The 25,261-nt window shown below is 47.4% G+C and carries 34 protein-coding genes and 2 pseudogenes; 6 read left to right on the top strand and 30 right to left on the bottom strand.

Annotated elements, in window-relative coordinates:
• Nucleotides 1-11: 11 nt before the first annotated feature.
• From rdgC to C2U53_RS01930, 8 genes are all read right to left on the bottom strand, one after another.
• The gene (gene rdgC / locus C2U53_RS01965) at nucleotides 12-995 is read right to left on the bottom strand and encodes a recombination-associated protein RdgC (RefSeq protein WP_007372167.1); all 984 of its coding nucleotides are present in this window, start codon (nucleotides 993-995) and stop codon (nucleotides 12-14) included.
• Nucleotides 982-1,212, bottom strand: a complete 231-nt coding sequence (locus C2U53_RS01960) for a hypothetical protein (RefSeq protein WP_007372166.1) — start codon at nucleotides 1,210-1,212, stop codon at nucleotides 982-984. The genes rdgC and C2U53_RS01960 overlap by 14 nt, the downstream gene beginning before the upstream one ends.
• Complete coding sequence (locus C2U53_RS01955) at nucleotides 1,209-2,030, bottom strand: Dam family site-specific DNA-(adenine-N6)-methyltransferase (RefSeq protein WP_007372165.1); 822 nt, start codon at nucleotides 2,028-2,030, stop codon at nucleotides 1,209-1,211. The genes C2U53_RS01960 and C2U53_RS01955 overlap by 4 nt, the downstream gene beginning before the upstream one ends.
• 150 nt (nucleotides 2,031-2,180) lie before the next feature.
• Nucleotides 2,181-3,449 carry a DNA polymerase III subunit beta gene (dnaN, locus tag C2U53_RS01950; protein ID WP_223307982.1) on the bottom strand — a complete coding sequence of 423 codons (1,269 nt, stop codon included), beginning with the start codon at nucleotides 3,447-3,449 and terminating at the stop codon, nucleotides 2,181-2,183.
• An 87-nt stretch (nucleotides 3,450-3,536) separates the two neighbouring features.
• Nucleotides 3,537-3,836: a hypothetical protein gene (locus tag C2U53_RS01945; protein ID WP_009653866.1), complete on the bottom strand. Its 300-nt coding sequence runs from the start codon at nucleotides 3,834-3,836 to the stop codon at nucleotides 3,537-3,539.
• A 13-nt stretch (nucleotides 3,837-3,849) separates the two neighbouring features.
• Entirely contained in the window at nucleotides 3,850-4,194 is a 345-nt protein-coding gene (locus C2U53_RS01940; RefSeq protein ID WP_032951317.1) for a hypothetical protein, read from the bottom strand.
• Complete coding sequence (locus C2U53_RS30200) at nucleotides 4,184-4,510, bottom strand: hypothetical protein (RefSeq protein ID WP_223227020.1); 327 nt, start codon at nucleotides 4,508-4,510, stop codon at nucleotides 4,184-4,186. The genes C2U53_RS01940 and C2U53_RS30200 overlap by 11 nt, the downstream gene beginning before the upstream one ends.
• Nucleotides 4,511-4,572: 62 nt before the next feature.
• Nucleotides 4,573-4,986, bottom strand: a complete 414-nt coding sequence (locus C2U53_RS01930) for a hypothetical protein (RefSeq protein ID WP_007372162.1) — start codon at nucleotides 4,984-4,986, stop codon at nucleotides 4,573-4,575.
• A 133-nt stretch (nucleotides 4,987-5,119) separates the two neighbouring features.
• Here C2U53_RS01930 and C2U53_RS01925 point away from each other — a divergent pair, with 133 nt between their 5' ends.
• Complete coding sequence (locus tag C2U53_RS01925; protein ID WP_127649446.1) at nucleotides 5,120-5,467, top strand: hypothetical protein; 348 nt, start codon at nucleotides 5,120-5,122, stop codon at nucleotides 5,465-5,467.
• Between the two features lie 17 nt (nucleotides 5,468-5,484).
• On the opposite strand, the gene C2U53_RS29785 is transcribed toward C2U53_RS01925, so the two are convergent.
• The 7 genes from C2U53_RS29785 to C2U53_RS01895 all read right to left on the bottom strand — a co-directional run bounded on the left by C2U53_RS29785 (nucleotide 5,485) and on the right by C2U53_RS01895 (nucleotide 9,457).
• Nucleotides 5,485-5,799, bottom strand: a complete 315-nt coding sequence (locus C2U53_RS29785; protein WP_127649449.1) for a hypothetical protein — start codon at nucleotides 5,797-5,799, stop codon at nucleotides 5,485-5,487.
• Between the two features lie 27 nt (nucleotides 5,800-5,826).
• Nucleotides 5,827-6,507, bottom strand: coding sequence for a hypothetical protein (locus tag C2U53_RS01920; protein WP_007372161.1), 681 nt, complete (start codon nucleotides 6,505-6,507; stop codon nucleotides 5,827-5,829).
• 277 nt (nucleotides 6,508-6,784) lie between these two features.
• Nucleotides 6,785-7,138: a hypothetical protein gene (locus C2U53_RS29780; RefSeq protein ID WP_154050669.1), complete on the bottom strand. Its 354-nt coding sequence runs from the start codon at nucleotides 7,136-7,138 to the stop codon at nucleotides 6,785-6,787.
• Nucleotides 7,139-7,193: 55 nt separating this feature from the next.
• Entirely contained in the window at nucleotides 7,194-7,751 is a 558-nt protein-coding gene (ssb, locus tag C2U53_RS01910; protein WP_008786804.1) for a single-stranded DNA-binding protein, read from the bottom strand.
• Between the two features lie 322 nt (nucleotides 7,752-8,073).
• Complete coding sequence (locus tag C2U53_RS01905; RefSeq protein WP_007372158.1) at nucleotides 8,074-8,604, bottom strand: hypothetical protein; 531 nt, start codon at nucleotides 8,602-8,604, stop codon at nucleotides 8,074-8,076.
• An 82-nt stretch (nucleotides 8,605-8,686) separates the two neighbouring features.
• On the bottom strand, nucleotides 8,687-9,139 hold the full coding sequence (locus C2U53_RS01900) for a hypothetical protein (RefSeq protein ID WP_007372157.1): 453 nt from the start codon (nucleotides 9,137-9,139) through the stop codon (nucleotides 8,687-8,689).
• Nucleotides 9,140-9,151: 12 nt separating this feature from the next.
• On the bottom strand, nucleotides 9,152-9,457 hold the full coding sequence (locus tag C2U53_RS01895) for a hypothetical protein (RefSeq protein ID WP_032941601.1): 306 nt from the start codon (nucleotides 9,455-9,457) through the stop codon (nucleotides 9,152-9,154).
• 213 nt (nucleotides 9,458-9,670) lie between these two features.
• On the opposite strand from C2U53_RS01895, the gene C2U53_RS01885 reads away from it, so the two are divergent.
• Nucleotides 9,671-10,368, top strand: a protein-coding gene (locus C2U53_RS01885) for an IS1-like element IS1A family transposase (RefSeq protein ID WP_223195251.1) whose coding sequence is annotated in 2 segments (ribosomal slippage) — nucleotides 9,671-9,920 and nucleotides 9,920-10,368 — 699 coding nt in all. Because the reading frame shifts where the segments join, the coding sequence is not laid out codon by codon here.
• Here C2U53_RS01885 and C2U53_RS01880 read toward each other — a convergent pair.
• The 5 genes from C2U53_RS01880 to C2U53_RS01860 all read right to left on the bottom strand — a co-directional run bounded on the left by C2U53_RS01880 (nucleotide 10,362) and on the right by C2U53_RS01860 (nucleotide 12,880).
• On the bottom strand, nucleotides 10,362-10,781 hold the full coding sequence (locus C2U53_RS01880) for a hypothetical protein (protein WP_104445626.1): 420 nt from the start codon (nucleotides 10,779-10,781) through the stop codon (nucleotides 10,362-10,364). The two genes, C2U53_RS01885 and C2U53_RS01880, sit on opposite strands and share 7 nt — an antisense overlap.
• A gap of 326 nt (nucleotides 10,782-11,107) precedes the next feature.
• On the bottom strand, nucleotides 11,108-11,659 hold the full coding sequence (locus C2U53_RS01875) for a hypothetical protein (RefSeq protein WP_007372149.1): 552 nt from the start codon (nucleotides 11,657-11,659) through the stop codon (nucleotides 11,108-11,110).
• A gap of 29 nt (nucleotides 11,660-11,688) precedes the next feature.
• The gene (locus C2U53_RS01870; protein WP_007372148.1) at nucleotides 11,689-11,925 is read right to left on the bottom strand and encodes a hypothetical protein; all 237 of its coding nucleotides are present in this window, start codon (nucleotides 11,923-11,925) and stop codon (nucleotides 11,689-11,691) included.
• Between the two features lie 77 nt (nucleotides 11,926-12,002).
• A complete protein-coding gene (locus tag C2U53_RS01865) occupies nucleotides 12,003-12,293 on the bottom strand; it encodes a hypothetical protein (RefSeq protein WP_007372147.1) in 291 nt (96 codons plus the stop codon).
• A gap of 185 nt (nucleotides 12,294-12,478) precedes the next feature.
• Nucleotides 12,479-12,880, bottom strand: a complete 402-nt coding sequence (locus C2U53_RS01860; protein WP_008786797.1) for a hypothetical protein — start codon at nucleotides 12,878-12,880, stop codon at nucleotides 12,479-12,481.
• 269 nt (nucleotides 12,881-13,149) lie between these two features.
• Between C2U53_RS01860 and C2U53_RS30195 the strand changes: the two genes are divergently transcribed.
• Nucleotides 13,150-13,920, top strand: coding sequence for a hypothetical protein (locus C2U53_RS30195; RefSeq protein WP_020996131.1), 771 nt, complete (start codon nucleotides 13,150-13,152; stop codon nucleotides 13,918-13,920).
• Between the two features lie 85 nt (nucleotides 13,921-14,005).
• Here the strand turns inward: C2U53_RS30195 and C2U53_RS01850 are convergent, their stop codons facing one another.
• The 6 genes from C2U53_RS01850 to umuD all read right to left on the bottom strand — a co-directional run bounded on the left by C2U53_RS01850 (nucleotide 14,006) and on the right by umuD (nucleotide 18,628).
• Nucleotides 14,006-14,497 carry a GNAT family N-acetyltransferase gene (locus C2U53_RS01850; RefSeq protein ID WP_000217395.1) on the bottom strand — a complete coding sequence of 164 codons (492 nt, stop codon included), beginning with the start codon at nucleotides 14,495-14,497 and terminating at the stop codon, nucleotides 14,006-14,008.
• Between the two features lie 170 nt (nucleotides 14,498-14,667).
• Nucleotides 14,668-14,925, bottom strand: a complete 258-nt coding sequence (locus tag C2U53_RS01845; RefSeq protein WP_001333498.1) for a helix-turn-helix transcriptional regulator — start codon at nucleotides 14,923-14,925, stop codon at nucleotides 14,668-14,670.
• A 288-nt stretch (nucleotides 14,926-15,213) separates the two neighbouring features.
• Nucleotides 15,214-15,594 carry a type I-E CRISPR-associated protein Cas6/Cse3/CasE gene (locus C2U53_RS01840; RefSeq protein ID WP_127649377.1) on the bottom strand — a complete coding sequence of 127 codons (381 nt, stop codon included), beginning with the start codon at nucleotides 15,592-15,594 and terminating at the stop codon, nucleotides 15,214-15,216.
• Nucleotides 15,595-15,906: 312 nt separating this feature from the next.
• Nucleotides 15,907-16,797, bottom strand: coding sequence for a DNA replication terminus site-binding protein (locus C2U53_RS01835; protein ID WP_007372144.1), 891 nt, complete (start codon nucleotides 16,795-16,797; stop codon nucleotides 15,907-15,909).
• Between the two features lie 149 nt (nucleotides 16,798-16,946).
• The gene (umuC, locus tag C2U53_RS01830; protein WP_009652912.1) at nucleotides 16,947-18,212 is read right to left on the bottom strand and encodes a translesion error-prone DNA polymerase V subunit UmuC; all 1,266 of its coding nucleotides are present in this window, start codon (nucleotides 18,210-18,212) and stop codon (nucleotides 16,947-16,949) included.
• The gene (gene umuD, locus C2U53_RS01825; protein ID WP_008786793.1) at nucleotides 18,212-18,628 is read right to left on the bottom strand and encodes a translesion error-prone DNA polymerase V autoproteolytic subunit; all 417 of its coding nucleotides are present in this window, start codon (nucleotides 18,626-18,628) and stop codon (nucleotides 18,212-18,214) included. Before umuD ends, umuC begins: the two co-directional genes overlap by 1 nt.
• 253 nt (nucleotides 18,629-18,881) lie before the next feature.
• On the opposite strand from umuD, the gene C2U53_RS01820 reads away from it, so the two are divergent.
• On the top strand, nucleotides 18,882-19,385 hold the full coding sequence (locus C2U53_RS01820) for a hypothetical protein (protein ID WP_007372141.1): 504 nt from the start codon (nucleotides 18,882-18,884) through the stop codon (nucleotides 19,383-19,385).
• Between the two features lie 356 nt (nucleotides 19,386-19,741).
• On the opposite strand, the pseudogene C2U53_RS01810 reads toward C2U53_RS01820, so the two are convergent.
• Nucleotides 19,742-20,005 (bottom strand): annotated as a pseudogene (locus C2U53_RS01810) (transposase); the annotation flags it as partial.
• A 63-nt stretch (nucleotides 20,006-20,068) separates the two neighbouring features.
• Here C2U53_RS01810 and C2U53_RS01805 point away from each other — a divergent pair.
• Entirely contained in the window at nucleotides 20,069-20,773 is a 705-nt protein-coding gene (locus C2U53_RS01805) for an IS6-like element IS26 family transposase (RefSeq protein ID WP_001067855.1), read from the top strand.
• Nucleotides 20,774-20,999: 226 nt separating this feature from the next.
• Here the strand turns inward: C2U53_RS01805 and C2U53_RS01800 are convergent, their stop codons facing one another.
• Nucleotides 21,000-22,022 carry an IS110-like element IS5708 family transposase gene (locus C2U53_RS01800; protein WP_032736818.1) on the bottom strand — a complete coding sequence of 341 codons (1,023 nt, stop codon included), beginning with the start codon at nucleotides 22,020-22,022 and terminating at the stop codon, nucleotides 21,000-21,002.
• 134 nt (nucleotides 22,023-22,156) lie between these two features.
• Nucleotides 22,157-22,411, bottom strand: a pseudogene (locus C2U53_RS01795) (IS1 family transposase); the annotation flags it as partial.
• Between the two features lie 98 nt (nucleotides 22,412-22,509).
• Between C2U53_RS01795 and C2U53_RS01790 the strand changes: the two are divergent.
• Nucleotides 22,510-23,943 carry a DNA cytosine methyltransferase gene (locus C2U53_RS01790; RefSeq protein WP_032951294.1) on the top strand — a complete coding sequence of 478 codons (1,434 nt, stop codon included), beginning with the start codon at nucleotides 22,510-22,512 and terminating at the stop codon, nucleotides 23,941-23,943.
• Between the two features lie 33 nt (nucleotides 23,944-23,976).
• Here the strand turns inward: C2U53_RS01790 and C2U53_RS01785 are convergent, their stop codons facing one another.
• A complete protein-coding gene (locus C2U53_RS01785; RefSeq protein ID WP_000110241.1) occupies nucleotides 23,977-25,185 on the bottom strand; it encodes a type II site-specific deoxyribonuclease in 1,209 nt (402 codons plus the stop codon).
• Nucleotides 25,186-25,261: the final 76 nt, after the last annotated feature.

Below are 25,261 nucleotides of genomic sequence, written 5' to 3'. Positions count from 1 at the left end.
CTCTCAGCCCTTTAATGGAAGGTTTTTTCTGGTTGTTTGGCTTCTGCCGCGACACCTTGTTGTTCGTCTGACGGCGTTGTGATGAGTCCTGGGCTTTCACCCCCGAGGGCTTTTATCATTGTGTCCAGAACCTCCATAACAACAGAGGTAAACAAAACGAAATCGGCATCAAATCTTTGGGCGTGATCTTCTGGCGAAATGTCATCGTTCTGTTCAATAAGTTCTTCCGTAAAGGTCAGTCGTGAAAAGATGAAATTGTCATTCAGGATGAAAAACATCTGGTTCATCCAGCCCAGTGCAACCTTTGTCACAAGCTTTCCGGCCTCGATGTGATGAGCGATCTCATCACATATCAAATCCTGGCGTTTTGTTGTAACGACCCCCCCGTTTTCGAGCACATCTTTGAGCGTGGCTTCGTCGCATAAAGCTAGGCCAGGCGGCAGACTTCCTGTTTTGACCCACTCTGTTAACGTCAGTTCTACCGGCGTTTCCAGCGTGAATGGGATAATTGGAAGTGAGCCAATAGTTTTACGTAGCAAAGCTGTTACATCATCTGCTTTTTTATGGCTGGTGGTCTCAACAAGCAGTAGACGTGATTTAGTATCCACCCAAATGTTTGTAGTGCTGTATTTGCTGAAAGCCTTTGGTATGAGCTCAGCGAGCACGGCATCGTTGACGGCCTGGATCTCCATTTTCTTTAGCCTGCGGTTTTGCTCTTTCTCCAGTTTCTGAACCCGGGTTCGCACAATTTCTTTGATGGTCGCGGGAGGAAGTATTTTCGATTCGTGCTTAACAGTCAGAAGAATGAGATTATTCGACTCATGCTTTAACAGCTCGACATCTTCACCCAATGGCGGGATCCATCCTGACCGTGCCATATCATTAGGCCCGCAGGGAGTGTATTTCAACTCACTTAACTGTTCATCCAGCTTGTCTAATTCCAGAGCTTTTTGGATGCGGTAGACTACAAGGCTTTTGGGTTTAAATTGGCTCATCGTGGCCCTCAGCTGTTGCTTGATTAATTTTAATAAGGTCAGAGACACGCTCGCGGATCACGACACACTCCCAGTAAGTTAGAGGCTTAGAGCTCAGCACTTGTTTAAACTGCGCCACGGCAATATCAGGTGCTGTCCGATATTGTTCGGCGATATCCTGACAAAATTTCTCAGTCTCTGGGTTATGCAGCTTTTCAGAACAATGGAAGCGTTTCATGCCGCAGCTCCCTTTTTCGAGTTATCCGCTAATTTGACCGCGAAGATTTCTGAAGCTTTTTTCCCATCCCCGCTGCCTTTAAATATGCTTCTCCGGGCAGTCACACCATGAATAGCGAAGGCTTGATAAAGCTCACGAATATCAGGCGCATCGTGGCATGATGCGATGACATGAACCCCGCGTTCAGGCAGCAACTGGAGCAGTTTGGTAAGCTCAATCTGCATAGCGGGTGTAAAACCGCTGGCATGGTAAGCCGTGAATCTGCCGGGATTAACATATGGTGGGTCGCAATACACCACATCACCCGGGCGGGCCATTGATAGCGTGGTCTGGAAGCTGGCGCAAAGTAAAGTTGCTGAGGACATTTTCTCAGCCATTGCGTATAACTCTGTCTCTGGGAGATAGGGGTTGGCGTAATAACCCCAGGGGACGTTAAAGATGCCTTTCCGGTTGTATCGGCATAGTCCGCGATGGCCAAACCTATTCAGATAGATAAACAGAGCAGCTTGAGTGTCACTTGCACTATCATGATTATTGAACTGGCTTCGCAGCTCATAATAGGCGTCCTCAGAACGCCCGAGACAGTAAAGGCGTTTAAGCTCAGAAAGTACCTTTTCAGGCGACTTAAAAATACTCTGGTATGTATCGATCAGGTCGCTATTAATATCGGCCAAAATGTATTCTGGGTAATTCGTATTCATCATTACAGCGCCTGAACCGCCAAAGGGCTCAATAAGCCGACCACCTTTCGGTAGTACATGCTTAAGACTTGCCATAATGTTGTGTTTGGCTCCTACCCACTTCAGAACGCTTTTCATTTCATTCTGGCTCCAGAATATTAGGACGCAGTGATCGCGACCAATGGGAGCGAGATGGCATATAGCCATCCCGTCAGGAAGCTTGTTTTAACGTTATCACGCCCATGAAATTGGCTATTTCGAAAAGGCCGACAAAACGAGAGCGTTTTGTCAGACACGGACAGGCATGATGATGTCGTAATTGTTTTTGTTTACTGAAATCAATATGCCGGTCGTTGTATCACGCAAAGCAATCTGTGCGGCTTCTCCTTCTTCCGAACACGCCCCCAGGCTTGCCAGTGATTCCAGGAGGTAATCGGCATTCATACCGATATCAACAATTGTTTCGGGCTCGCCTGCCTCTTTCGCAATGTCCATCACCTCTTTGCAACTGATTGCATTTGAGCCGGGCGACTTAAGCTGTAGGGCGTTGTCTTTGAATGACATCACACAAACACTGGTGTTGTTTGGCGAGCCCTCTTTAAGCAATGGGGTTGCGCGTTTTAGTGCGGTGGTGAGTTCAGAAGGATCAACCTTAAACAGTTCAGTATTTTTGGCTACCGTGCTGGCCACGCGCTTCCAGTCCGGGTAACGGCCATCGACAAGATTTGAAATGACTGTATGGCTTCCGAGCGTAAATGTCAGGTTACGGTTGCTGTAGTCAATTTTGAATTGACCCTGGCTACCGCTCAGGATTTTATGGAGCACGGGGAAAACCCCGTTGGGTAAAATCACACCTGCATTCGTGTTACTGATAGAGGTAGGAGCTGTCGGAGATTGAATCTCATCGCCCACGTCATCGCTGAAGTCGATATCATGAGAACTGACGGCCATACGATGTCCATCAGTGGCTACAGCAATAAATTGGCCATTATCGATACCGAGGTAGACCCCATTCATATAAAAGCGGACATCGTTCTGAGCCGCAGCGTGGCTGACACGCTTGATAATCTGACTCAGCATCTGCGTTGGAAAGTAAACGCTGTAATTATGTTCCAGCGTCTCAGCCTGAATTTCGGGTATATGGTCTAAGCAAACCGGGATGTTATAGGAGTTTTTGTCGGTGCGAATGACAAGATGGTTTTTTGCCGCATGGAAGCGGACGTTAATTTCATCTTCGCCGCGCATGTTGCGGATTAAAGAAAAGAGTTGTGTTGCAGGTACTGATACGTCCATATCACCATTGCCCCCCGATACCGTCCCTTTACTGGTAATTTGGGCAGAGTTTAAGTCAATGCCAAGGGCAGAAAGACAATCCCCACGTAACCGCAGCGTGATCATCTCCAGTACTTTCATTGCAGGAGACCGGCGAATAACCATACACGGCATTTCGATAATTTTGAGAAGTGCTTCAGCAGAAATATCAAACCCTGGAAGCTCTTTAAATGATAAGCGTCTTGCCTTTGGTTGAACTGCGTCTATTGTAGATGCGTCTGTCATTTTACTGTCTCCCATAATTATCCGTGTTAAATTAATCGTACCCCCGGTCAATCAAGTGACGAATAGCAAATTATGAAAAAATGAAGTTTATTTGTGGTGACGGCGATAACCTAATTCAAACGCGAACTGCCATTGGTATTCATTTAAAGCACATCCAAGAGATGTGATGGCCTCAACAATTTCCTTTATAATGAGGTTGCCTGAATTCAATCTGTACTCGTAGTACCAACCTATATCAAATGCGATAAGCTGGAGGCGGAAAAGATGGATCTGAGGAACGTAACCAGTAACGCCGCTAAGCGCTTTTATATAAATGAGTTCCCCTTCCATTTCTGATAGAAAAACCATGTCAAGAATATTGGACGCGAAATTCGTCATGGTGAACATAAATTGAGCCTCTTTATTGAGCCTCGCGTAACACATCGGATGCCTTAAAGTAGCCGAGTCGGTGCATCATTTTATTGATCTGACCTACTTTGCCATCAGACCCTTCATACTTACTCAACCGGTGAAGTAAGATACGCATGGACATCAACACACTGTCTGATGCGTTATCACCACGGGTAAGTAGTTTATCAGTACTATCTGAGTATGACCCCGTAAGTGCCGCGCTCACCAAATCACCGGCAATAGCATCCGGGTGGCACAATGCCATCAAACCGATAATCAATGCCTGCCGATTAAGTTCCGTTTCTGTCAGGCCTGTTTTTGAAGTGAGTTCTGCTAGTAAATTATCAGTGCTCATTATCATGCTCCTTTTGCTTATGTTCTCCCGGTTGAATGGCGGAAGAGTCTTTACTACTGCGTGAAAATACATCCGCGACCAGAAATTTAGCTTTCTCTGAAGGACTCATAAATTTCCAGAGTTCATCAGGATATTCATCGTCATGCTTTTCAGATTTTTTCAATCGGGAGATTCCTTTTAATTTTGCAGCCATGCGGCTCCGTCCATACGGACGGATTGGCATTGTAAAATTTTGCTGCGAACTATCAATCAGACCAGTAAAGTGACGACCCATATAAATACCTCTAAGTGCAGTAGTTATTTTTTCCCGATTCAAAGCTCCGCCTTTAACGTCATACTACGGGATAGCATTACTGCAACGAAATATTCAGGGATTGTTTACGGCGTTTTGAAGGTGTTATCCATTACCGTTTTACTTCTCGCTACCCAGTCGTTTGCATCACTGCAATTGATGTTTGACGCTACGACCTGACGGGCGGATGTATAGATTGGACTTGCATAACCACCATTCCCGGCAACTACCAGACGGATACTGTTGAGATATGCGTAAACAGGATCCTGTAGGATTGTAGAATCGATGGATGCCTGCTGTTTACAGCTATCGCTACGCATCTTTACTACATCAGTTGCGACCATGACGCATTCAGGACATTCATTTTTAAGCTGAATGAACTGAGTTGGTGTCTGCCCCGCTGCCGGACTTCCATCTGCTCTAAGAGGAATATTGGCTTCAGCAATATTGATGCAGAAAGTCGATCCCGCAATTAGCGCCAGCAATAATTTCGTTTTCATATAACCTCGCCTTATTTAATTCAGATTTATCGAACTGAGCTTACTGCTTTAAGTGGTGAGTAAGAAAAAAAAAGGGTGACAAAACGGGGGGTGTTTTTTAACCTTAATCATATCCCATATGATTAGGTTGATTATGAACAATGCCAATATGCAGGGAGATGGTACTGAACATCGCCTGGAGCGCTTTTCCCGTATTCAGAAGGATGCGTTGGTACTTCTTCTTTTGTGCAAAGAAAAAGGCACTGCGATAGTGCCATTCACCAGGTTGCTGGGGTTTATTAACTCTGTTCCAGACAGCCAGGATGTAGCTGAGCCCAACCTACGTAAGTCACTCAAAACATTGCAGCAAAATGGCTATGTATGGAAGTACCGGAACAAAAACGATCTTACAGTTTCATTTGAGTTAACTTCATCAGGAGAACTCCAGGCAACTTCATTTCGGGTGCGAAGATTAGAGGCATGGGGCCAGGCAGACGAGTAAAACTCGTCTGCTGGTGGTTACACAGAAAGATACTTTTTACTGATAGTTAAAGCGCTGCGTCGTTTTAATGCAAATGGACGATTATCAGAAAGTCTGGAAGCATTACCGGCGCGAATGAATATGCGTTTCATCCTGCGGTCAAAATGTTCTTCTGACCAGCCGAAGGGATACGTACCCTTAATACCATCTATTGGCCCGGCAAGAATGCGAGCGGTTTCGCTACGAAGAGTACTTCCCCTTAAACCAAATGAGCTAAGTTTATTTCTTATCAGACTTACAGAAAATTTCCTGGGTTTTAAAACACCCTTAATACAGTACAGATGTTTACTCATAGCATTACCCTTTTATTATGGGAACGATTAGCTGCGCTGCATAAAGTCGATGGATTGGCGTTTGTTTTCTTCGATTATCTTCATTGCCTCTTCAAGCCATCCAGCATCTTCACCCCGGCTGGTTAGCTCTTTGTGCTTTAGTTTGAGTGCAAATACTGCGTCATCAGCACCGGCAGTAAACAATTCTTGTCTGACTTGTTGTGTGCTGGTTGTACCATTTATAACACCAACCATATAATTCACGATATCAATAACTTGGGGGAGTAAATCTGGATCCTCATGATTAATCTCCTCGATACTGACAAACGGCAGTAACCGGTCAATCAGCATATGGGCTAGGTTGGTGATATTCAGCAGGAATAGGTTATCGTTCTCGGTGTCGCTTTTGCTTTTTACTTCTGATGCGGTAAACGACTGAACCCGGCGATTGTATTCGCACTGCCACTCCTTACAGGCACTGATCATCCAGTTCTGTATCTCTTCATCAGAAGCGTTGGATGATGGAATGTCCATCGCAGCAGGGAGAACTTGATCCCACGGGTAAACATGAGAATCAATCATCACGCCTTCCGCGTTACGCATTAACTCAGATAAAGCCACTATGATGCGGCGCATCAGATGGTTTTCAGTGAGGAGAGTAAACTCTTGTTTCGATGCACCAACGAGCTCGACGTTGAGTCCTGTCAGCGAGTCGTTAGTGTTTGGCATAGTAACAGGCCTCCTGCCCTAAAAGATGATTATGAACCAGTCCGTGGTCGCAGGGTTTAGTAGTGCCAGTCAGCGTATCCGATTTTACGCTTTCGTCTTGATCACCAGTGTTCACTGAGGGTAGTAAAGTTTTGACGACGTTTTTCATAAAGACCTTATACTGTCATGACAGTCGTATGTAATTTTAGATAAGTTCTATAAGACATCTCAAAAAATAATGGTAATCCGCGAGCAGATTACCATTCAGGCATTCATCAATCATAATATGCTACGGTTATTATTTTATAATACCGCACTGCTTTGCTATCTCGATAACATCGCCATTTTTTATGATGATACCCAGAGTTTGCGCATCCTCAATGTGTCTAGTGGCGCATCCACCGACAGCTTTAACCTGCTCGATGAGACGGTCTGAGGCAGCAGCAGTATACGCCAGTGTACTGTCTGGAGTGTTGAGACTGAACAGATAAAAGCCTGAGACAATTCCCAAAATTACCAGTAGTCCACTTCTGAGTATCGCCGAAAAAAGGGCCGCAACGCAAATTGCACCACCGGCATAAATAGCAGCCTGGCCATATGACATAGACCCATTTTCCAGTATCGTCTGGAGTGCGTTATTGAATTCATTCACGGCAATAATTCCCCATTAGTTATGATACAAATTAAAACAGATATGCTGCTAATCATTAAAAGGCTATCTCAGTTCCATAAGCACCAGTGCTTCCTGGAACTTCATCCTGATTTCCCAAATAATAATTTTCCATTGTTGGGGGCGAGTTGCGTGGTGTTGCTGGCCTCGCGTTCGTGTTTTGTGGCCTGCGGCTATAACTGGTATTCTGCCGGTGATCCTGCCCACGGTTCTGCTGGAGGTGACGACTCACCAGTTTATTACCGCCTACATTGACTTTGCGAAGAACATGCCCCTTCACGGGGTTGACAAGTACGTCCATAAAGAAGCGTTCTTTACCATCCTCCTTGATTAGGCGGGTACGCAATTGGGCCTCCAGGTACACTCCTGTCCCGACATGAAGATGATTGCGGGCCACATCAGCAAATTGACCAAGCAAAATGATCTGATAGTGTTCTTCCGTAATTTTCTCCAGACCAGATTTATCCTCCATTGAGGACTCAGATGTTGTTACATAAATCTTTGCGTAGATGCCGTGGGTAGGGTGTTGTCGGATTTCAGGCTCACGGCCTACAGTACCTTCGATAATTACTTTGCTATAGCCACGATTAGTCATACACCCTCCCCAGCTCTGTATCGGATGACATTATTATCAGCCTGTCCGGTCTGGTGACGAATGGTAATTCGTTAAATAATTGCACTGCACATCCATAAAAATAGTCAGGATATTAAGTTTGTGGTGAGAAGGACGGCACATCAGACAAAAAAAATCCCGGCCAGGCCGGGAAAGGTGATCTTTATGCCAGCGTACTCGCCAGCGTTCTCTTTGTTATGTCCCCATACTAAACATGTATGGCCCAGAGTGAAACAATTTTTGAAACCTGCAATGAAAATACATTGTGTTTCCATTTTGTTTACCTGAAAAGAGACGAAATGTATTATTGCTTGAGATGCCTTTTTGCCATACGTTTTAGGGTTTGGAGTATTGTTTGGTAAGCAGCGAGTTCATTTTTGTACTCAGCAATCTCCGTCTCATTCTTAACATAGTCGTTTTCAAGCTTAGCTATAGTATCAGTGTATTCTTGCATACTCTGTTCAACTTTTTTTGTTGCTGTACGAAACGCAGCGCTTTTAGTCGTTCTGATACCAACGGGGAATGTTTTCCCGATTTCCACGTCATGTTTATAGAAACTGCTGATGCTTGTATTCCAGACGCTTGGCTTTTTGTCGCTAGGCCGAATTTTGATAAATGTGATTCCAGGGATTTTATCCACAAGAAAAACAGTTTTTTCACTGCCTTCTGCCGCATTCTTTTTCATTCGAATTGTTTTTACGCCAACTTCTATTAATTCGACGCTGGTTTTTATTTTCGACGGGTTGTCTACGTCCATATCAATAAATACCCGCCAGCATGACTGGCCCTCTTTTATCGATGAAGGACACGCTTGTGGAAAATGGTCTTTGTACATGGTAAACCCCAACAACCTGAAATATGTAGGATAAAGATTAAGGGCATTTATGCTGCTTACGAAATTCGGGGCGACTCACTAATCACAGGGTGCGCTGGATTGACTCTGCGGCCTGTTGCCTTAGTGCGTTGCTGATACCAATTGCTTCAGCGAGATAAGCAAGATTATCCACCAGCACACATCGTGTCCCGGAACTGAGATCTCCAGTTACTCCCCAGCGGAGCATTTCACCAGGAGCCGGTTCATAATTATCCAGTTCACACTCAGGAAGGTCTACTGGCTCTCCCAGATAATCAATTAAGACCGGCCTGATATCGCTATATTCGGCATCAATACCAAGTGGCAGATCTTTCCTGACATATTGCCTCAGAACAAATAAATCCCTTTCGCTACATTGAGGGAAAATTCCAACCGGCAAGTTTGTGATAAGAATAGCTGCACCTTTTGAATCGCCAATTTCCTGAACGAGTTTTGCGGCGCACCAGACCGCCCCCTTCAGGAACTCCAGATTTTCATGCGATTGCTGTAATGACATATGACCTCTTTCTTATTGTCTGGCCCGCTTAAATCCATCGTTGCCATATGATTTAAAATACTCAGTAAACCCCTTATCGCTTTCACGAGTGTCGGCTGCGGCTTTCGAATTTGCCTCTTGCATGTCTCTTTCGCCTTTTTCCTGGCTGAGTTTCATGAAAGTCTTAATGTTATCGTCATTAGGGTCAGCCAGTACTTTCTGATAAGCCTTCTGGTAGCGCTCATCCAGGCTTAACCCTATTCCGAGACTCTGGCATCCGCTAATGCCGGTTATGAAAGCAATGATCAGAAACTTTCGTAGGTACGCACATTTCATCATTACTCCTACCGGGATGACCCGAGCATTTTGTTCCAGGCCGTAATCAGTGACTGAATCCCAGAAGTGGGCACAGGAGCAACCCATTTACAGCAGCTGAACCACAGGCGGTTAAACCGGTGAGGCATTTTCGTGATGTAGTTTTCCTTATACTCAAAGTTGGTGATGCTGCCAACTTACTGATTTAGTGTATGATGGTGTTTTTGAGGTGCTCCAGTGGCTTCTGTTTCTATCAGCTGTCCCTCCTGTTCAGCTACTGACGGGGTGGTGCGTAACGGCAAAAGCACTGCCGGACATCAGCGCTATCTCTGCTCTCACTGCCGTAAAACATGGCAACTGCAGTTCACTTACACCGCTTCTCAACCCGGTACGCACCAGAAAATCATTGATATGGCCATGAATGGCGTTGGATGCCGGGCAACCGCCCGCATTATGGGCGTTGGCCTCAACACGATTTTACGTCACTTAAAAAACTCAGGCCGCAGTCGGTAACCTCGCGCATACAGCCGGGCAGTGATGTGATTGTCTGCGCTGAAATGGACGAACAGTGGGGCTACGTCGGTGCTAAATCACGTCAGCGCTGGCTGTTTTACGCGTATGACAGGATACGGAGGACGGTTGTGGCGCACGTATTCGGTGAACGCACTATGGCGACGCTGGGGCGTCTTATGAGCCTGCTGTCACCCTTTGACGTGGTGATATGGATGACGGATGGCTGGCCGCTGTATGAATCCCGCCTGAAGGGAAAGCTGCACGTAATCAGCAAGCGATATACGCAGCGAATTGAGCGGCATAACCTGAATCTGAGGCAGCACCTGGCACGGCTGGGACGGAAGTCGCTGTCGTTCTCAAAATCGGTGGAGCTGCATGACAAGGTCATCGGGCATTATCTGAACATAAAACACTATCAGTAAGTTGGAGTCATTACCCGATATAAGATGTAATAACATTTTCTGACCTGCATACTGTTGTTCAGGTAACCACAAAGTGCTTCACGACCATCCTGACTACGACCTATCCATAGGCCAGCCAAGCGTTTATCTGGTTGCTCAGACAGTATGAAAATTTTGCTGTTAATAAGACCAATGAATGGGCGTTCTACTCCCTGGGGGACTACAAAATTCCCCAGCGGTTTGTAACTTTCCAGGTTCAATACGATCGCAGCTGTCTGGTCACTGGAATTGTCAGCATCGTCCTGTTGCTCGCTGGCAGCAGGTTGTTGGTAGTTTTGAGAAGGCTGCTGAGCATAGAAATCGTTCGGATCGATCGATTCTGCGCTGGTTATGAAGGGCAATAGTGCTAAAAGGCCAAAAACAGCTTTTTTCATATGTCCACCATAGGGTTATGCGTTTAAATATGATTAGGCTATCAGTACCAATGCTGTCAGGCTAAAAACAATGGGGACAAATTGAGGGCTTTTATGTTGTGTTTATTGCTATTTTTGTCCTGCAATAGCATCTATTTCACACAATACACAGTGACATTTAGCTGGTGGCTCAAGTCGTTCGAATTGCGTCAGATTATGCAGACGTAATCGAGGTATACGTCTGACAGCATGATGGCCACACGAAAGTTCAAGAAACCAGATTCGTCCGTTACGGCTCCCGTCCTGAACCTTTACGTTTACAACTTCTCTCCATATGCGAATCATGGCTAACCTTCTGCCGGGCTCGGTGGTTCATCGTTGTCCTGGGTAATTTTAACGTAATCACCCTGATTGATAACGATTACTTCATTAAGATGAGGGCTGTAACGTACCCTCTCTACTTCGTCGAGATAGTCCACATGTCTACGCGCCTTGTTATTCGAGAAGCCGAGCGCTTTCCCTATTGCGTGAACTGATGGCCCACGGCCACCATTTCTGTTCATGTATTTTTTGACATACGTGATGATTGCTTTCCTGTCACTGGTCATGTCCGGGAGTTCGGCAATGTCATCATGACCTTGTCCTTTCGCTACGCGCAGCGTCATAGACTTTCTTTCACCATCGATAATGATTCGTCCCTGGTCATGCAACTGCCGGATACGCCGGGAAACGAGCCCTTTTGAATACCCCAGAGAAGAACAGATCTGCTCGTAAGACGGTGCTGCACCCTGCTCTTTGATTTCTGTCACAATGAAATCAAAGAGCCTGTCCAGGTGGGCATTTGCTTTTGGGGCGTTCTGTGCTTTTCCAGAAACACTACCGGCGTTGTCTTCAGTCATATCCCTTCCGTCCAGTTGGTGGTTGTTAATTAATGCGGGCTATCGACGTTCTTCGTCGAACTGAGACTAAAAGGCACGACGTCCGCTTTTACATCAGTTAAGGAGTGATTACCGCAGAGTTGCCCTTTAACTTTAGTCAGGCCCACCAGCGCATCCTCAAGCAGTTCTGATTCCTGAGATGTCACATTACTACCCAGTTCCATACCGATTTTTTCGCCCGCGTCCTTGAGGATACTGATAGCACGATCGATAGATTCACTGTACATAATCGCCACCTTGTTCGTTTTGTTAACATAGCCAATTAGTGCGTGTTCAGCTATAGCTGAGTTGTTTTATCACCTGTTTATGCGGCCCTTTTTCTTGCCAGGCAGCGAGCTAAAACCCGTTCCCTGGCTTCATGCTGCTCATCGATACAAAGCTGAATTCCCAACCCCAGGATGTAACGCTCCTGAAGTTCTGCCGGATGGAGGAAATTGAGCGCGGTGAAACCAGCTGGCACGGAACCATATTTGGCCAGGCTGTCTTCGTAACGTCGCTGGGCTATTTCACAAATTAAGTTATATTGAGCAATAGCTGCCTCACGTCCAACTTGATTGAATATTTCAACCGCCAGGACTTCCGAACATGTCTGCATTTTTGCATCCGTTTTGTTTACCTGACATCAGTATCACCCCGATGTGCTGGCTAACGAAATTTACGGATAGATGAATGTAATGAGGGGAATAGAACGTAATGGAATGTTTATACTGAACCCAAATTATGGGGAGCTTGATAATCAAATGTGGAAGTTTGTTGAGAAGCAGACTTCCAGACTTGGTATTAACTGGTTTTCTGACTATTAAGCCAGCTGATTAGCTCATCTTGCGTGTCAAAAGACGCGACAAAGGTCTGCTCCTGATCAGGACGTTGTGCATCCCTTATCGCTCTGAATGGAGCTTCACCGCTATAGTAGAATATTGGCTCCGCACGGCGTTTGACCCATGCTGATTGCTCGCGCTCTGCGAGCTCGCAGGCTTCTTCGTAATTGTCCGCTACTCCCAGCACTGTCGAACGATCCCAAGCTCCTCCATTCAGGCATCGAACAGTGATTTTCCCGTCCGGGCAAGTAATGCCATATGGATGATCCCACCAGGCATCAAGCTGAGACTTTGAGCGCTTTTCATTAGGTGTATCGTCGAAGTTTTTAGGTAATACCGGATTAAGGGGTATGCAGTTTGGCACTTGGATTCTCCCTGTAGCCTGAATCTACAAATAGGCAGTAAGCAATGTTCGTCAGGTTAACATGTACCTCCTGTTAGGTAATTAAGTACTTCGTTCCATTTTCGATATTCGCGTTATCTGACTCATTTTCTCCGACTTCAGGAGATCTCCATGCTGCTACGTAAGCCATGTGAATCAGGCTTGTTTTTCGCCCCGCTTTGACCCCATTTCCATGATGTTCTCAAACCTCGCGCTGTTACAGTAGGACAACTGCTACTGACGAGGTGAATATGACCAGATACCTTGGATACTGCGCCCTTGCGCTCCTTACCGTCCTGCCGACCGCTTCGGTATATTCTGCTGTACAGAATGATACAATGGGCCTATACGCTCCCGATCCCAGCTACACACCTGACATCCAAAATTCAGCACCTGTAACGCCTTCTCCGGGGGATGACAGTCTGTACAGTGATGACGTACCCGATTCATCTACCGCTCCAGAAAGCACCATTACCCCCCTGAATAGCTTTGATGTTATGTCTTTTTCTATAGGGCCGGTAAGCCTGCGGATGACAGCTTCTGAAGCGATCACTGCTATCACTGACAAACTTGGCCAGTCTGCTGGTGAAGAAATTCAAAAGCGCTACAGTAACAACTCATTGAATAGTATTTTCTGGGGAGATGCTCACCAGGAGACGGTGGTCTATTTTATCCCCGATACGGCAGTTGACCCCATTGAGCCGGTGGCTTACAAAATCCGCTTTTCATTCAGCAACCCTGATCTCTTACTGAAGTCGGCGATCGAGAAATATGGAGAGCCTTCAGTCTCTGATGCCCAGAGAGGTCGTTATATCTGGTGCAAGGCACTGGCGGAGAAAACGAATAAGTGTGATGACAGTAAATCTGAGCTTACGCTGACAACGCGAGAAGTTGAAGACACTGGCATCCTGACTCTCAGCGACCCAACGGTCTCATTTGATGCCTCGCGGACTGCAACGGCCACCCCGGATAAAGACCAGGCTGCGACTGAAGATAACCAGGGGCCATTGCCACAGCTCTGAAGTCGTCCGTCGCTGTCCAGCATCCTTTTGCAGGATTACTAAACCGACTGAATTCGTCAGCCGGTTTTTTTATCTGAATTTTACATTAGCGTCTGAAAGTACGCTTTCCAAACGGGCTTATCTCTTTGACGTGAAAACCCGCATTAGTCAGCATCCTGGCCATGACAACTGATGCAGGAAGACAGGATGCCTCCACTTTATGGCCGGGAGTAGCATCCAGAATACTTTGCAACATGGAGCGCCCAAATCCTTTTTGTCTTTGACTCCTGGTAACACCAAACATCCTGATTTCCAGATGTGAAGCAAGTCCATTTGCACCATTTTTGCCCGTCAGTAGGGCAAAACCTATCGCTGCGCCATTATGTTGAGCATCAAAGACAAACAAGAAATCGGCGCAATTCTCTCCCCGTTCCCGCCTGGCAATGGCTTCTGAGATCTGACTTTCGAACTGAGACAGTCCGTCATCATCATCAAAGTTAAAATACCCATCCCGCATACCGTCGCGAATCACCGCTATGATAAAGGGAACATCCTGTTTGGTTCCAAAGCGCATTTCAGGGGCAGATAACACCGTCATCAGTTTGTCTCTCGTAACCGTTATTATTCCATCAATTTGATTACATGGAGGTAAAGAGGTCAATAGAAATGAACGGGGTATTTCGCTGATGACCATTTGATCGGTGTTAGTGGTTTCAGTAGCAGAGCCAGGAGGTATATAAGGCCAGCAAAAATGCCAGCCTTTTTCATTTAAACCGGTTTTCTTATGATTCTCTTGATCGGCATTCCTGCCTTATCAAAATATCGGGTTGGCCATATTTCTTGAGGTTCTTCACCAATTGCATTAGCGATGATGATCTCGCCTCTAGGCCAGTCACGTGTCAGTGCATTTGCCAGAGTGCTGCTTGAAAGACCGTTAGCCCTACTCAGTGAGGCAAGTGACAAACCTTTCTTATGTAGCGCAGCTATGATGTCTGCCTTATGCCAGTCCTGTTTTTCCATCTCCATTTCCTTTGGTGGTGAATCGGAACATGGTTTGCAGTACCAGCTAATGACGACTGGCGAGCCGTAAGGCTCCCACGCCCCGACCCACCATTGACAAAAAACAGGCGAGCGAGTGCGAACCGTTCAAGTACATGAACGGCGTGTCATTAGTCGGGGCTGCAAATCCCCACTCTTACGATTTAGTAAGGGCTACAACAGTTTACAGCATTTAAAGGGTGTATCAGAAGTGTTAATGCCGTAAGTTTGCGAGTCGGTTTGAAATTCAGATAATAACTATGCTTAATGGCCTGTTCAGGAAAGCACTTCGATGCTGTTCATATAGCCAAAGCCGAATATCCGCTTTCTGCCGATCCCGAAAGCGTATGCCTGTTCAAGTGCGCCGACATCTTCAATCACGCATTCAGCATCGTACTGGCTCATCGGTACAATGATCTTGTGGGATGTACGGCCAACGCTCCCGGGCTTAATAATATGGAACTTGGTGCTTCGAACGATACGTAACCGTCCACAGATCACTCCGGCCCGTTCCAGGTGATAGTGGATATAATCCGGGAGTTCATGGGCAGGTGGACAAATCTCTCTTTTCCGGCCTCCAGCTTCCTCGCGTCGAATAGTGGCCAGCGAGCCGCAGATTCGAATTTTCTGGCCAGACACAAACATGATTTCCTTCATGACTTCGCCAGGGAGCCCGAGTGCAACAGCCGTTCTCAGAACAACCTGGGTGTCGGAGGCACTTTGTTTGCGAGAGTAGAAGGTGTATGGGAGTCGCGACCCAGAACGTTCCTGGACTACCTTATCCAGTTGCTGGTGGATCCCATACACGTCACCTGGGGCGATTCTGAACCTGAGCGCACATTCAAAGTATTTCACGCCACATTCCTTGCTGAACATAATGAATTTTCAATATTAGTTTCAGGGTATGGCATGGACGGCGAGTGACGAAATTATGAGGGGGGAATACGGCCAGTCCTTTGGCCGGTGTGGTCAGAGAATCATTTCGATACTTTCGCCGTGGAATATACCGATCACATCTGTCTTGAGGCGGTTACTCCTCGGCTTTACTTCATTGGCCACGAACTCTGGCAATGGCCGAATTTTCACGTGCTCATCCTGAATGATAATGAACGGCATAGATGAAGCGGCAGAAAGACGCAGTATCTGGTCGGGGTGTTCAGGATCAGCCATCGCGATGTTTGCAGCTGGATGCACTTTAACCGGACGGCGTAAGCGAAGCTTTTCTTCCGGTACACGCGCAATAGCCTTAATCAACGAGTTGAGTCTGACTGATTTATCTTCATCTTCCTCGATGTCCTTGCCCATCTTCTGGAGCAACTCGATTTTGTTAACCCTGCTAAAAAGCGTCTTTTGCCTCCAGCCGAAACTGACCAGATTGACGTTAGCATTATCAAACATACGCAGCTGCCGATAGAGATGCAGGGTCATGACACCAGGGCAGGCGCTATGCAGCGCGTTGAAGCGCATGTATTCCGGTCGGCGATCACCACCGTAGTTTTCGATGATGTGGCGTTGAATGCTCTCTTTATGCTGGTTGATGGATGTCACCAAACGGGTAACCAGCTGAGAGAATTCCGCATCTGTATTGTCGTACCATAATACGCCGGTAGTGCGCCGAGCGGACTTCTGCGAATAGCCATCCCTGATATGCAGGTCAGCGTATGCCGCGCAGGCAGCATGGACAGCATCGTGTCCCTGTTTCAGCTCAGGCATGATGTGTTCGATGGCCATATCTTCTTCGCCATCAGCAACGGCTGGCAGGACGCAGACACTCGCCTTGAGCGGAAGCCGGGAACCCAGCACTCCACGAAGTTGTGTGATCTCGCTCTCCAGCGTCTGGAAAGTTGTTGAGATATTCATTTCTATCCCCGAAAAAGGGCTCTAAACTCCCTCCGCTGCACGGAGGACTGTATGTACATACATACTCATAACAAGCGAAACCGAGTATATCAAGTTCGTTTTGTTTACAGACGAATTTTATCGATGACGAATGAAGTTTTCACTGCTGATTAGCCAATCCTGACGCGAGGGATTTCATTAATGTTAGTGAGATAGGATGGTGACAATAACTCCCGCCGCATCGTCCAGTCTTTGTCGATGCCCTGGCCCGCAAACCATAATTTCCCCCGACCTGACCGGTTAATTCTATCCATCACGCCCATCAACGCTTCACCATTGGCAAAGAGTCGGTTCTCACCAAACAAATCGAGCTGGCTGGTGGCGCTATCATAAAAGTCAGATAGCATCACTCCGGCTTTATGGTATCGGTATCCCTCCTGCCAGATATGCCGGAGCCCTGCGACCGCAGCCGCAATGATTTCCCGGGTATCGGCGGTGGGGTTTTCCAGCTTGACTGTCTGCTGGCCACTGTAAGGGGCCGTTTTCGAATAGTAACTTGTGCCAATAAAAACCGTTATGCAGCGACAGTATTGCTTCTCTTCGCGCAGCTTCTCGCCTGCACGTTCGGCATACTCACACACCGCCTGGTGCATTGCTTCGTAGTGCTCTATTTTCTGGCCGAATGAACGCGAGCTGATGATCTGCTGCTTAACCTTCCTCACCTCTTCCAGGGCTATGCAGGACTCGCCATTCAATTCGCGCTGCGTTCGCTCCAGTACGACTCCAAATGTGTTACGGATAAGCGATGTTGGCGCATTGGCCAGATCGAGAGCAGTCCTGATGCCCATGCTGTTCAGTCTGGTGGCATATCTCCGGCCCACCCCCCAGACATCGCTTACGTCAATATATGGCAATAATTTACGTTGTCTTTCTGGACTGCTGAGATCAACCACTCCGCCTGTTTTAGTCCATGTTTTTGCAGCTTTATTTGCTAGTTTTGCCAAAGTTTTAGTTGTCGATATGCCCACCCCCACGGGTATATGGGTGCTCTTTAATACGGTTTTCTTTATTTCTCTTCCATAGTCATCAAAATTATAATTTTTCTGCATTCCTTCAAACGAAAGGAAAACTTCATCAATACTGTAGACCTCAGTATTACTGGAGAATTTAAATAATGTCTCACACACCCTACGGGAGATCTCCGCGTACAAGGCATAGTTAGAACTGAAAACATGTACACCGTTAGCTTCAAAGAATGCTTTCTTCTGGAAGTACACGTCACCATTCTGGATACCTAATTTTTTAGCTTCCGCTGAACGTGCCACGACCATGCCATCATTGTTCGAAAGGCATACAATTGGCTTGTTCACCAGATCGGGCCGAAAGACTCTCTCGCAGGAGGCGTAAAATGAGTTGCAATCCACCAGGCAGAACATCACAAGGCCTTGTACACGATGAAGGTCACCACGCCAAAAATGGCCAGTTCTTCGCCTTCTTTCAGATAGATCGGTGACATCCGGCTATTCATTGGCAGTAGCGCGGGAGCCGGGCTTAGCTGCAACCGCTTAATGGTGAAATCACCATCAACGGTCGCAATCACAATATCCCCCTCTTTCGCCTCAAGTGAGCTATCCACGATGACCAGATCGCCTTCGTGAATACGTGCCTCTACCATCGATGAACCTGTTACTCGTAAGAAGTAGGTTGCAGATGGATGTTTGATGAGGTGAGTATTTAGATCAATAAATTCATCAACATAATCGGAAGCGACTGAAGGGAAACCTGCGCTGACAGGCTCAACGAACAACGGGAATTGGCCTGGTGATTGTTGTGTCACTGGGATAAGTTTCATAATGCTCTGCTCTTCGTGGTGCTGTATATCCATACAGTATTATAGACAGGAGCCAGGAATTTTCGCACCTCCTTTTCCGAAAGTTATTTTCCGCTATCACTCTTCAGGTTTTTCTTATCACTTGTCCAGAAGTGGGTAACTGCACATAACAAATTGCAACCATATGATTCCTCAGTTCATTTTCAGAATTTACTCGTGCTTACTTCGTATACAATTCGGAATTTATCCGTACATTTTATAAGGAGTAATAACGATGAAGCAGTTTACAAATGAAGCAACTCAACAAATGCTGGCCGACTTTGACAAATCCCCTTTCTCTGACGCTGATCTGGCCGCAATGGATGTGGATGCTCGACAAATTATTGAGCAGAACGCTGAAAGGGATCGCCAACACCCGGTAACAGCAATCTGGCGTGTTGCGGTCGAGGGAAGCCTGACTGCGCGAGGTGGTGTCGTAACCGCTGTTGATAGCGCCAGGGTTATGGATCTAGGCAACGGTCAAATGGTCAAAATCGCAGTGGAGGGTGATGCAGTCACTTATACCGATGGTTCATCTGCACGGATTGTTTCAAGCGCTGGCCAGAAAGCTACACACTTCGAGAAAGGGCTCGCGCTGGTGGGCAGCGTACTGGATAACGGGGATGAAATTGTCTCGACCCCGCAGGACAGATTAGTGCTGTTATCGCGCAAAGGTATGGCTGAAGCCCCCGACTTTCTGGCAATACCCGGAGGCGTGACTCATGGGGTATCGAACTAACAATTATGGCCGGGGCCAGGCGCTCCACGGAGATAAAACCACCACAGGCGCGACCGTCCTTACTTGGGGTCAGTTTGGATATCGAAAATTATTGTACTATAAGGACTTCCCCGGCATGTCAAAGCCGGTATTTATGGTTTCTGTCTGCTCTTCAGTAAAAATAAAGGGGAGAGACTGCGGTACTATAAACGGCCATGATGAATCGTCATCGATTCGGGCCCTGATGAAAGACGCGCGTGAGGTTCTTGTTCGTTAAGCGGATACGTATATCCTGTACAATAGCCAGATAGGCCTCACGGGGTCTAACCCTTTATCATCAACGAATTGCAGGTCAGATGGTTATACAGCTTCGAGCTTTAGTTGACTGAGTACAGCCGGAAATCATCACCGTAATGTAGTGATGCCCAACACAGCCGCGCATTTTTGGCGGCGATGGCCACAACAGCCCGCCAGTACCCTCTGCGCTCAACCAACATACAAACCCAACGGCTGAATGAGTCAGTCCTTTTCCCGGCGCCAATAAGCACTGAACGAGCCCCCTGAACCAGAAGCGTTCGCAGATACGAATCACCGGCTTTTGTGATCCTGCCGAGTTTCGACTTTCCCCCGCTGCTGTATTGGGCACTGTTGCAAATAGTCGGTGGTGATAAACTTATCATCCCCTTTTGCTGATGGAGCTGCACATGAACCCATTCAAAGGCCGGCATTTTCAGCGTGACATCATTCTGTGGGCCGTACGCTGGTACTGCAAATACGGCATCAGTTACCGTGAGCTGCAGGAGATGCTGGCTGAACGCGGAGTGAATGTCGATCACTCCACGATTTACCGCTGGGTTCAGCGTTATGCGCCTGAAATGGAAAAACGGCTGCGCTGGTACTGGCGTAACCCTTCCGATCTTTGCCCGTGGCACATGGATGAAACCTACGTGAAGGTCAATGGCCGCTGGGCGTATCTGTACCGGGCCGTCGACAGCCGGGGCCGCACTGTCGATTTTTATCTCTCCTCCCGTCGTAACAGCAAAGCTGCATACCGGTTTCTGGGTAAAATCCTCAACAACGTGAAGAAGTGGCAGATCCCGCGATTCATCAACACGGATAAAGCGCCCGCCTATGGTCGCGCGCTTGCTCTGCTCAAACGCGAAGGCCGGTGCCCGTCTGACGTTGAACACCGACAGATTAAGTACCGGAACAACGTGATTGAATGCGATCATGGCAAACTGAAACGGATAATCGGCGCCACGCTGGGATTTAAATCCATGAAGACGGCTTACGCCACCATCAAAGGTATTGAGGTGATGCGTGCACTACGCAAAGGCCAGGCCTCAGCATTTTATTATGGTGATCCCCTGGGCGAAATGCGCCTGGTAAGCAGAGTTTTTGAAATGTAAGGCCTTTGAATAAGACAAAAGGCTGCCTCATCGCTAACTTTGCAACAGTGCCCTATAAACGGTCACGCTGAATCGCTATTGATTCGGACCCTGATGAAAGACGCTCGTGAGATCCTCCTTCGTTAATCGGATAGTGATATCCAGTAGGATATGCAGATACTTCTCACGGGGGTCTAACCCTTTACCATCAACGAGTTACAGTTCAGTTACTACTCAGTTTAATTTTTCACGTTGTTGAATACAGTCTGAAGTCATCGCCGTAATGTAATGATGCCCAGCACAACCTCGCATTCTTGGCGGCGATTGCAACGACAGCACGCCAGTATCCCCGCCTACCAATCAACGAGCAGACCCAACGGCTAAACGAGTCCGTTCTATTCTCTGCCCCTACCATAACAGAACGGGCTCCCTGGACCAGCAGGGTTCGCAGGTAGGCATCACCCGCTTTTGTTATCCTGCCAAGCTTTGATTTTCCGCCACTACTGTATTGTGATGGCGTTAGCCCCAACCAGGCTGCCAGTTGGCGCCCGTTCTTAAAATCATGGGCATTGCCAATACTGGCGACCAGCGCACTCGCCGTTGTGGGCCCAATACCTTTCAGTTCCATTAACTGCTGGCTGCGATGATCTGTTTTGGCAACACGAGATAACACCCTGTCATATTCGGCGATTTTCTCTTCAATATTAGTGACATGTGCTAATAGATCATCAATGCACAGCCTGACCTGTACTGGCAGAGTTTCCTTCTGGTCAGAAACAGCATGACGCAGAGCATCAGTGCTTTGTGGGGCAATAACCCCGAATTCAGATACCAACCCCCGAAGACGGTTATACGTCGCTGTTCTTTCCTGAATAAATCCCTGTCTTGTCCTATGTAAGCATTGCATTGCCTGCTGGCTTTCGTCTTTGACGGGTACAAAGCGCATGTGCGGCCGCTGCACAGCCTCACAAATAGCTATTGCATCAGCTGCATCATTTTTCCCGGTCTTACCCGCCATGCGATAGGGTGAGACAAATTTCGGTGCCATCAACCGGACATCATGGCCATACTGCCTGAATAATCTTGCCCAATAGTGGGCACCCGAGCAGGCTTCCATTCCAATGACACAGGGAGGTAAACCAGCGATGAGTTCAGAAAGTGCTGCACGCGACACCTTGGGTTTAACCAGAACTGCTTTACCATTTTGGTCAACGCAGTGAACAGCAAACACATTTTTAGCAAGATCGATACCGACAGTGGTGATGGTCATAACGAATCCCTCTGGGTCAATGTTTATCCCATGATTGCATGAAAGTTAACCAGGCGCATATCCAGGGGAAGTCCCTTCCATTCGCTAAGCCAGTGACTAAAGCAGGTATGACGGTCCGCTTTGAATCGCCACGGGTTTAACAGACACCTCAGAGTCATGTCATGCAGCTCCACCGATTTTGAGAACGACAGTGACTTCCGTCCCAGCCTTGCCAGATGTTGTCTCAGATTCAGGTTATGTCGCTCAATGCGCTGAGTGTAACGCTTGCTGATAACGTGCAGCTTTCCCTTCAGGCGGGATTCATACAGCGGCCAGCCATCCGTCATCCATACCACGACCTCAAAGGCCGACAGCAGGCCCAGAAGACGCTCCAGCGTGGCCAACGTGCGTTACCTAACAATAAACCTGTTTAAATATCCAGATAAAAACATTCAATCTGGGTCAAATGAGTGATACAGTTTCACCCATAAGACCCAATGGAGGCAATATGTCTGAATTTGAATTACTGGCGCAGGATCTGCTTGAGAAAGCAGAAGCGGAAGAACAACTGCGACAGGAAAATGATAAAAAGCTGCTCGGGCAGGTGCTGGAAATCTATGACCAGAAGTACGTGGCTGAACTGCTTAGAAAAGTTGGTAAAAATGAGTGGAGTCGCGAGACTCTTAATCGCTGGATTAATGGTAAGTGCTCACCTAAGGCGCTGACGTTAGCCGAAGAGGAACTTCTACGAAAAATGCTTCCGGAAGCGCCTGCACATCACCCTGACTATGCCTTCCGGTTTATTGACCTGTTTGCTGGGATTGGAGGTATACGGAAGGGCTTCGAAACCATCGGTGGCCAGTGCGTTTTTACCAGTGAATGGAATAAAGAGGCTGTGCGCACATATAAAGCTAACTGGTTTAACGATGCTCAGGAACACACTTTCAATCTCGATATTCGGGAAGTCACGCTCAGTGATAAACCTGAAGTACCTGAAAACGATGCCTATGCTTACATTAATGAGCATGTGCCGGATCATGATGTACTTCTAGCAGGTTTCCCCTGTCAACCGTTCAGCCTTGCGGGCGTAAGCAAGAAAAACTCGCTCGGGCGCGCGCATGGTTTCGAATGTGAGGCTCAGGGAACGCTTTTCTTCGATGTGGCGCGTATTATCCGCGCAAAAAAACCTGCCATCTTTGTTCTTGAAAACGTTAAAAACCTGAAGAGCCATGACAAGGGTAAAACCTTTAAAGTCATCATGGATACCCTCGACGAACTGGGCTATGAAGTTGCGGATGCAGCTGAGATGGGCAAAAACGATCCTAAAGTTATCGACGGAAAGCACTTTTTACCTCAGCACCGAGAACGTATCGTTTTGGTCGGTTTCCGTCGTGATCTGAACATTCACCAGGGCTTTACCCTGCGCGATATTAGTCGTTTTTATCCGGAACAGCGTCCGTCATTTGGCGAACTGCTGGAACCCGTGGTTGACAGCAAATATATACTGACGTCGAAACTCTGGGAGTATCTCTATAACTACGCCAAAAAGCACGCAGCTAAGGGTAACGGATTCGGTTTTGGCCTCGTTAATCCTGAAAATAAAGAAAGCATTGCCCGTACGCTTTCTGCTCGCTATCACAAAGACGGGTCTGAAATTCTGATAGACCGTGGCTGGGATATGGCCACAGGTGAAACAGACTTCGCGAACGAAGAAAATCAGGCGCATCGGCCCCGCAGGCTGACTCCACGAGAGTGCGCGCGCCTTATGGGTTTTGAAAAAGTAGATGGCAGGCCTTTTCGCATTCCTGTGTCAGACACTCAGTCGTACAGGCAGTTCGGTAACTCCGTAGTGGTGCCCGTGTTTGAAGCCGTAGCCAAACTGCTTGAACCTTATATCCTGAAAGCGGTTAATGCCGATTCGTGCAAGGTTGAACGAATCTGATCGCTCCTCCCGGTATTTATGCCGGGAGATAATCTATGGAATATCTGCGTAAAGCCCTGTCAGCTCAGCAATAAACGCACCTAGCGTCATTAGCTCAGCTCTCACCGCCTCCGGGTATTTTTTGTGCAGAGATGATGGCACGACCAATCTGACACCCGACTCCCGCATCTCCCGATATTGAGCCAGAGAAACTCCCTCCTGGAGTGTAAACAGATGCACCTGATGAATTTTATCAGCCTCATTCAGTATCTGACGCCAGCGATCCTTACAGGTAGTCTTGACTGCCAGCATGCGCAGATTTTCTACGGGAAACTCAGTATCGTGGTAAGCCCCTGCGGAAGGGAAAAGGAAATCGGGTTTTTTATTACCTTCTGTGATGGCCTGCGTCGCAAAGTGTCGCAGGCCGTGCTCAATGAATAGATGCTCCAGGTGCAGTTCCAGCGACTTCCCGGCTCTGGATTTACGGCGATTGCTGACAGAATTGGCCAGCGCAATAAATTCATCCACAGAGCCAAATCCTTTCCGGATGATATCCAGAACATGCAGTTCCTCAACCAATAGAAATATGTCGTACTCCACGCGCCGGCGGTCAAGAAGTTGCTCATCCGGATCAAGGGAATTTTTCACATAATGGCTGGCTGCATACTGAATAATTTCACTTCCCGACGGAAAGCGCAGGTGCCAGTCTTCAGGTAGAATATATTTATGATTTACTGGCGCTTGCTGTAGAGATAGTCCGCCTAGAATCTGTCCTGCGGGGCCGGATATAAGCGCTCCGGGTATAACTTCACCAATAGCGGTCTCAATGACGTCCTCTTCATCAGTGCTGGCGCATACCCAAATATTTACTTCCTTACAGTCCCCCCCTTGCTCATCAAGCTTGAAAGCCAGGAGCGTCAGAGCCCCTGTATTTTCAGGATTCTGAAGTGGGCTGCCTCTACCCCAGCGGGTAATCCTTTTTTCATTCCGGGTTTTACCAAAATGACGGCTGTTATAATAAATTGCCCGGGCTTCGCTGTCAGGGCAATCATGCGATGACACATGTGCGGTGAGAAAAACCGAAGGGTTCAGTTCACGGGTATGGTTGATAGACGGAAAGAGTTTTTCAACGATACCTGAAGGGATATAAAGCCCTACCTGGTGACCACCTGTTGCGCCGGTATCGTTGGCGGAAAGGCGTTTGATGTAGACGAAGTAATTCTCACATGCGATCTCAAGTAGCCAGTTGTGGAAAACCGACATAAGCATCCCCTGTTACCCTGAAACTCTACTCACCATTTTTTCATAATTATATACAAACAGCCAGAAAGGCTGTTAC

Origin of the sequence: Citrobacter sp. CFNIH10 (assembly GCF_002934585.1) — a bacterium.
Lineage (GTDB): Bacteria > Pseudomonadota > Gammaproteobacteria > Enterobacterales > Enterobacteriaceae > Citrobacter_A > Citrobacter_A amalonaticus.
The sequence above is the reverse complement of the archived record's forward strand: the minus strand, read 5'-3'. Positions and strand labels throughout refer to the sequence as shown.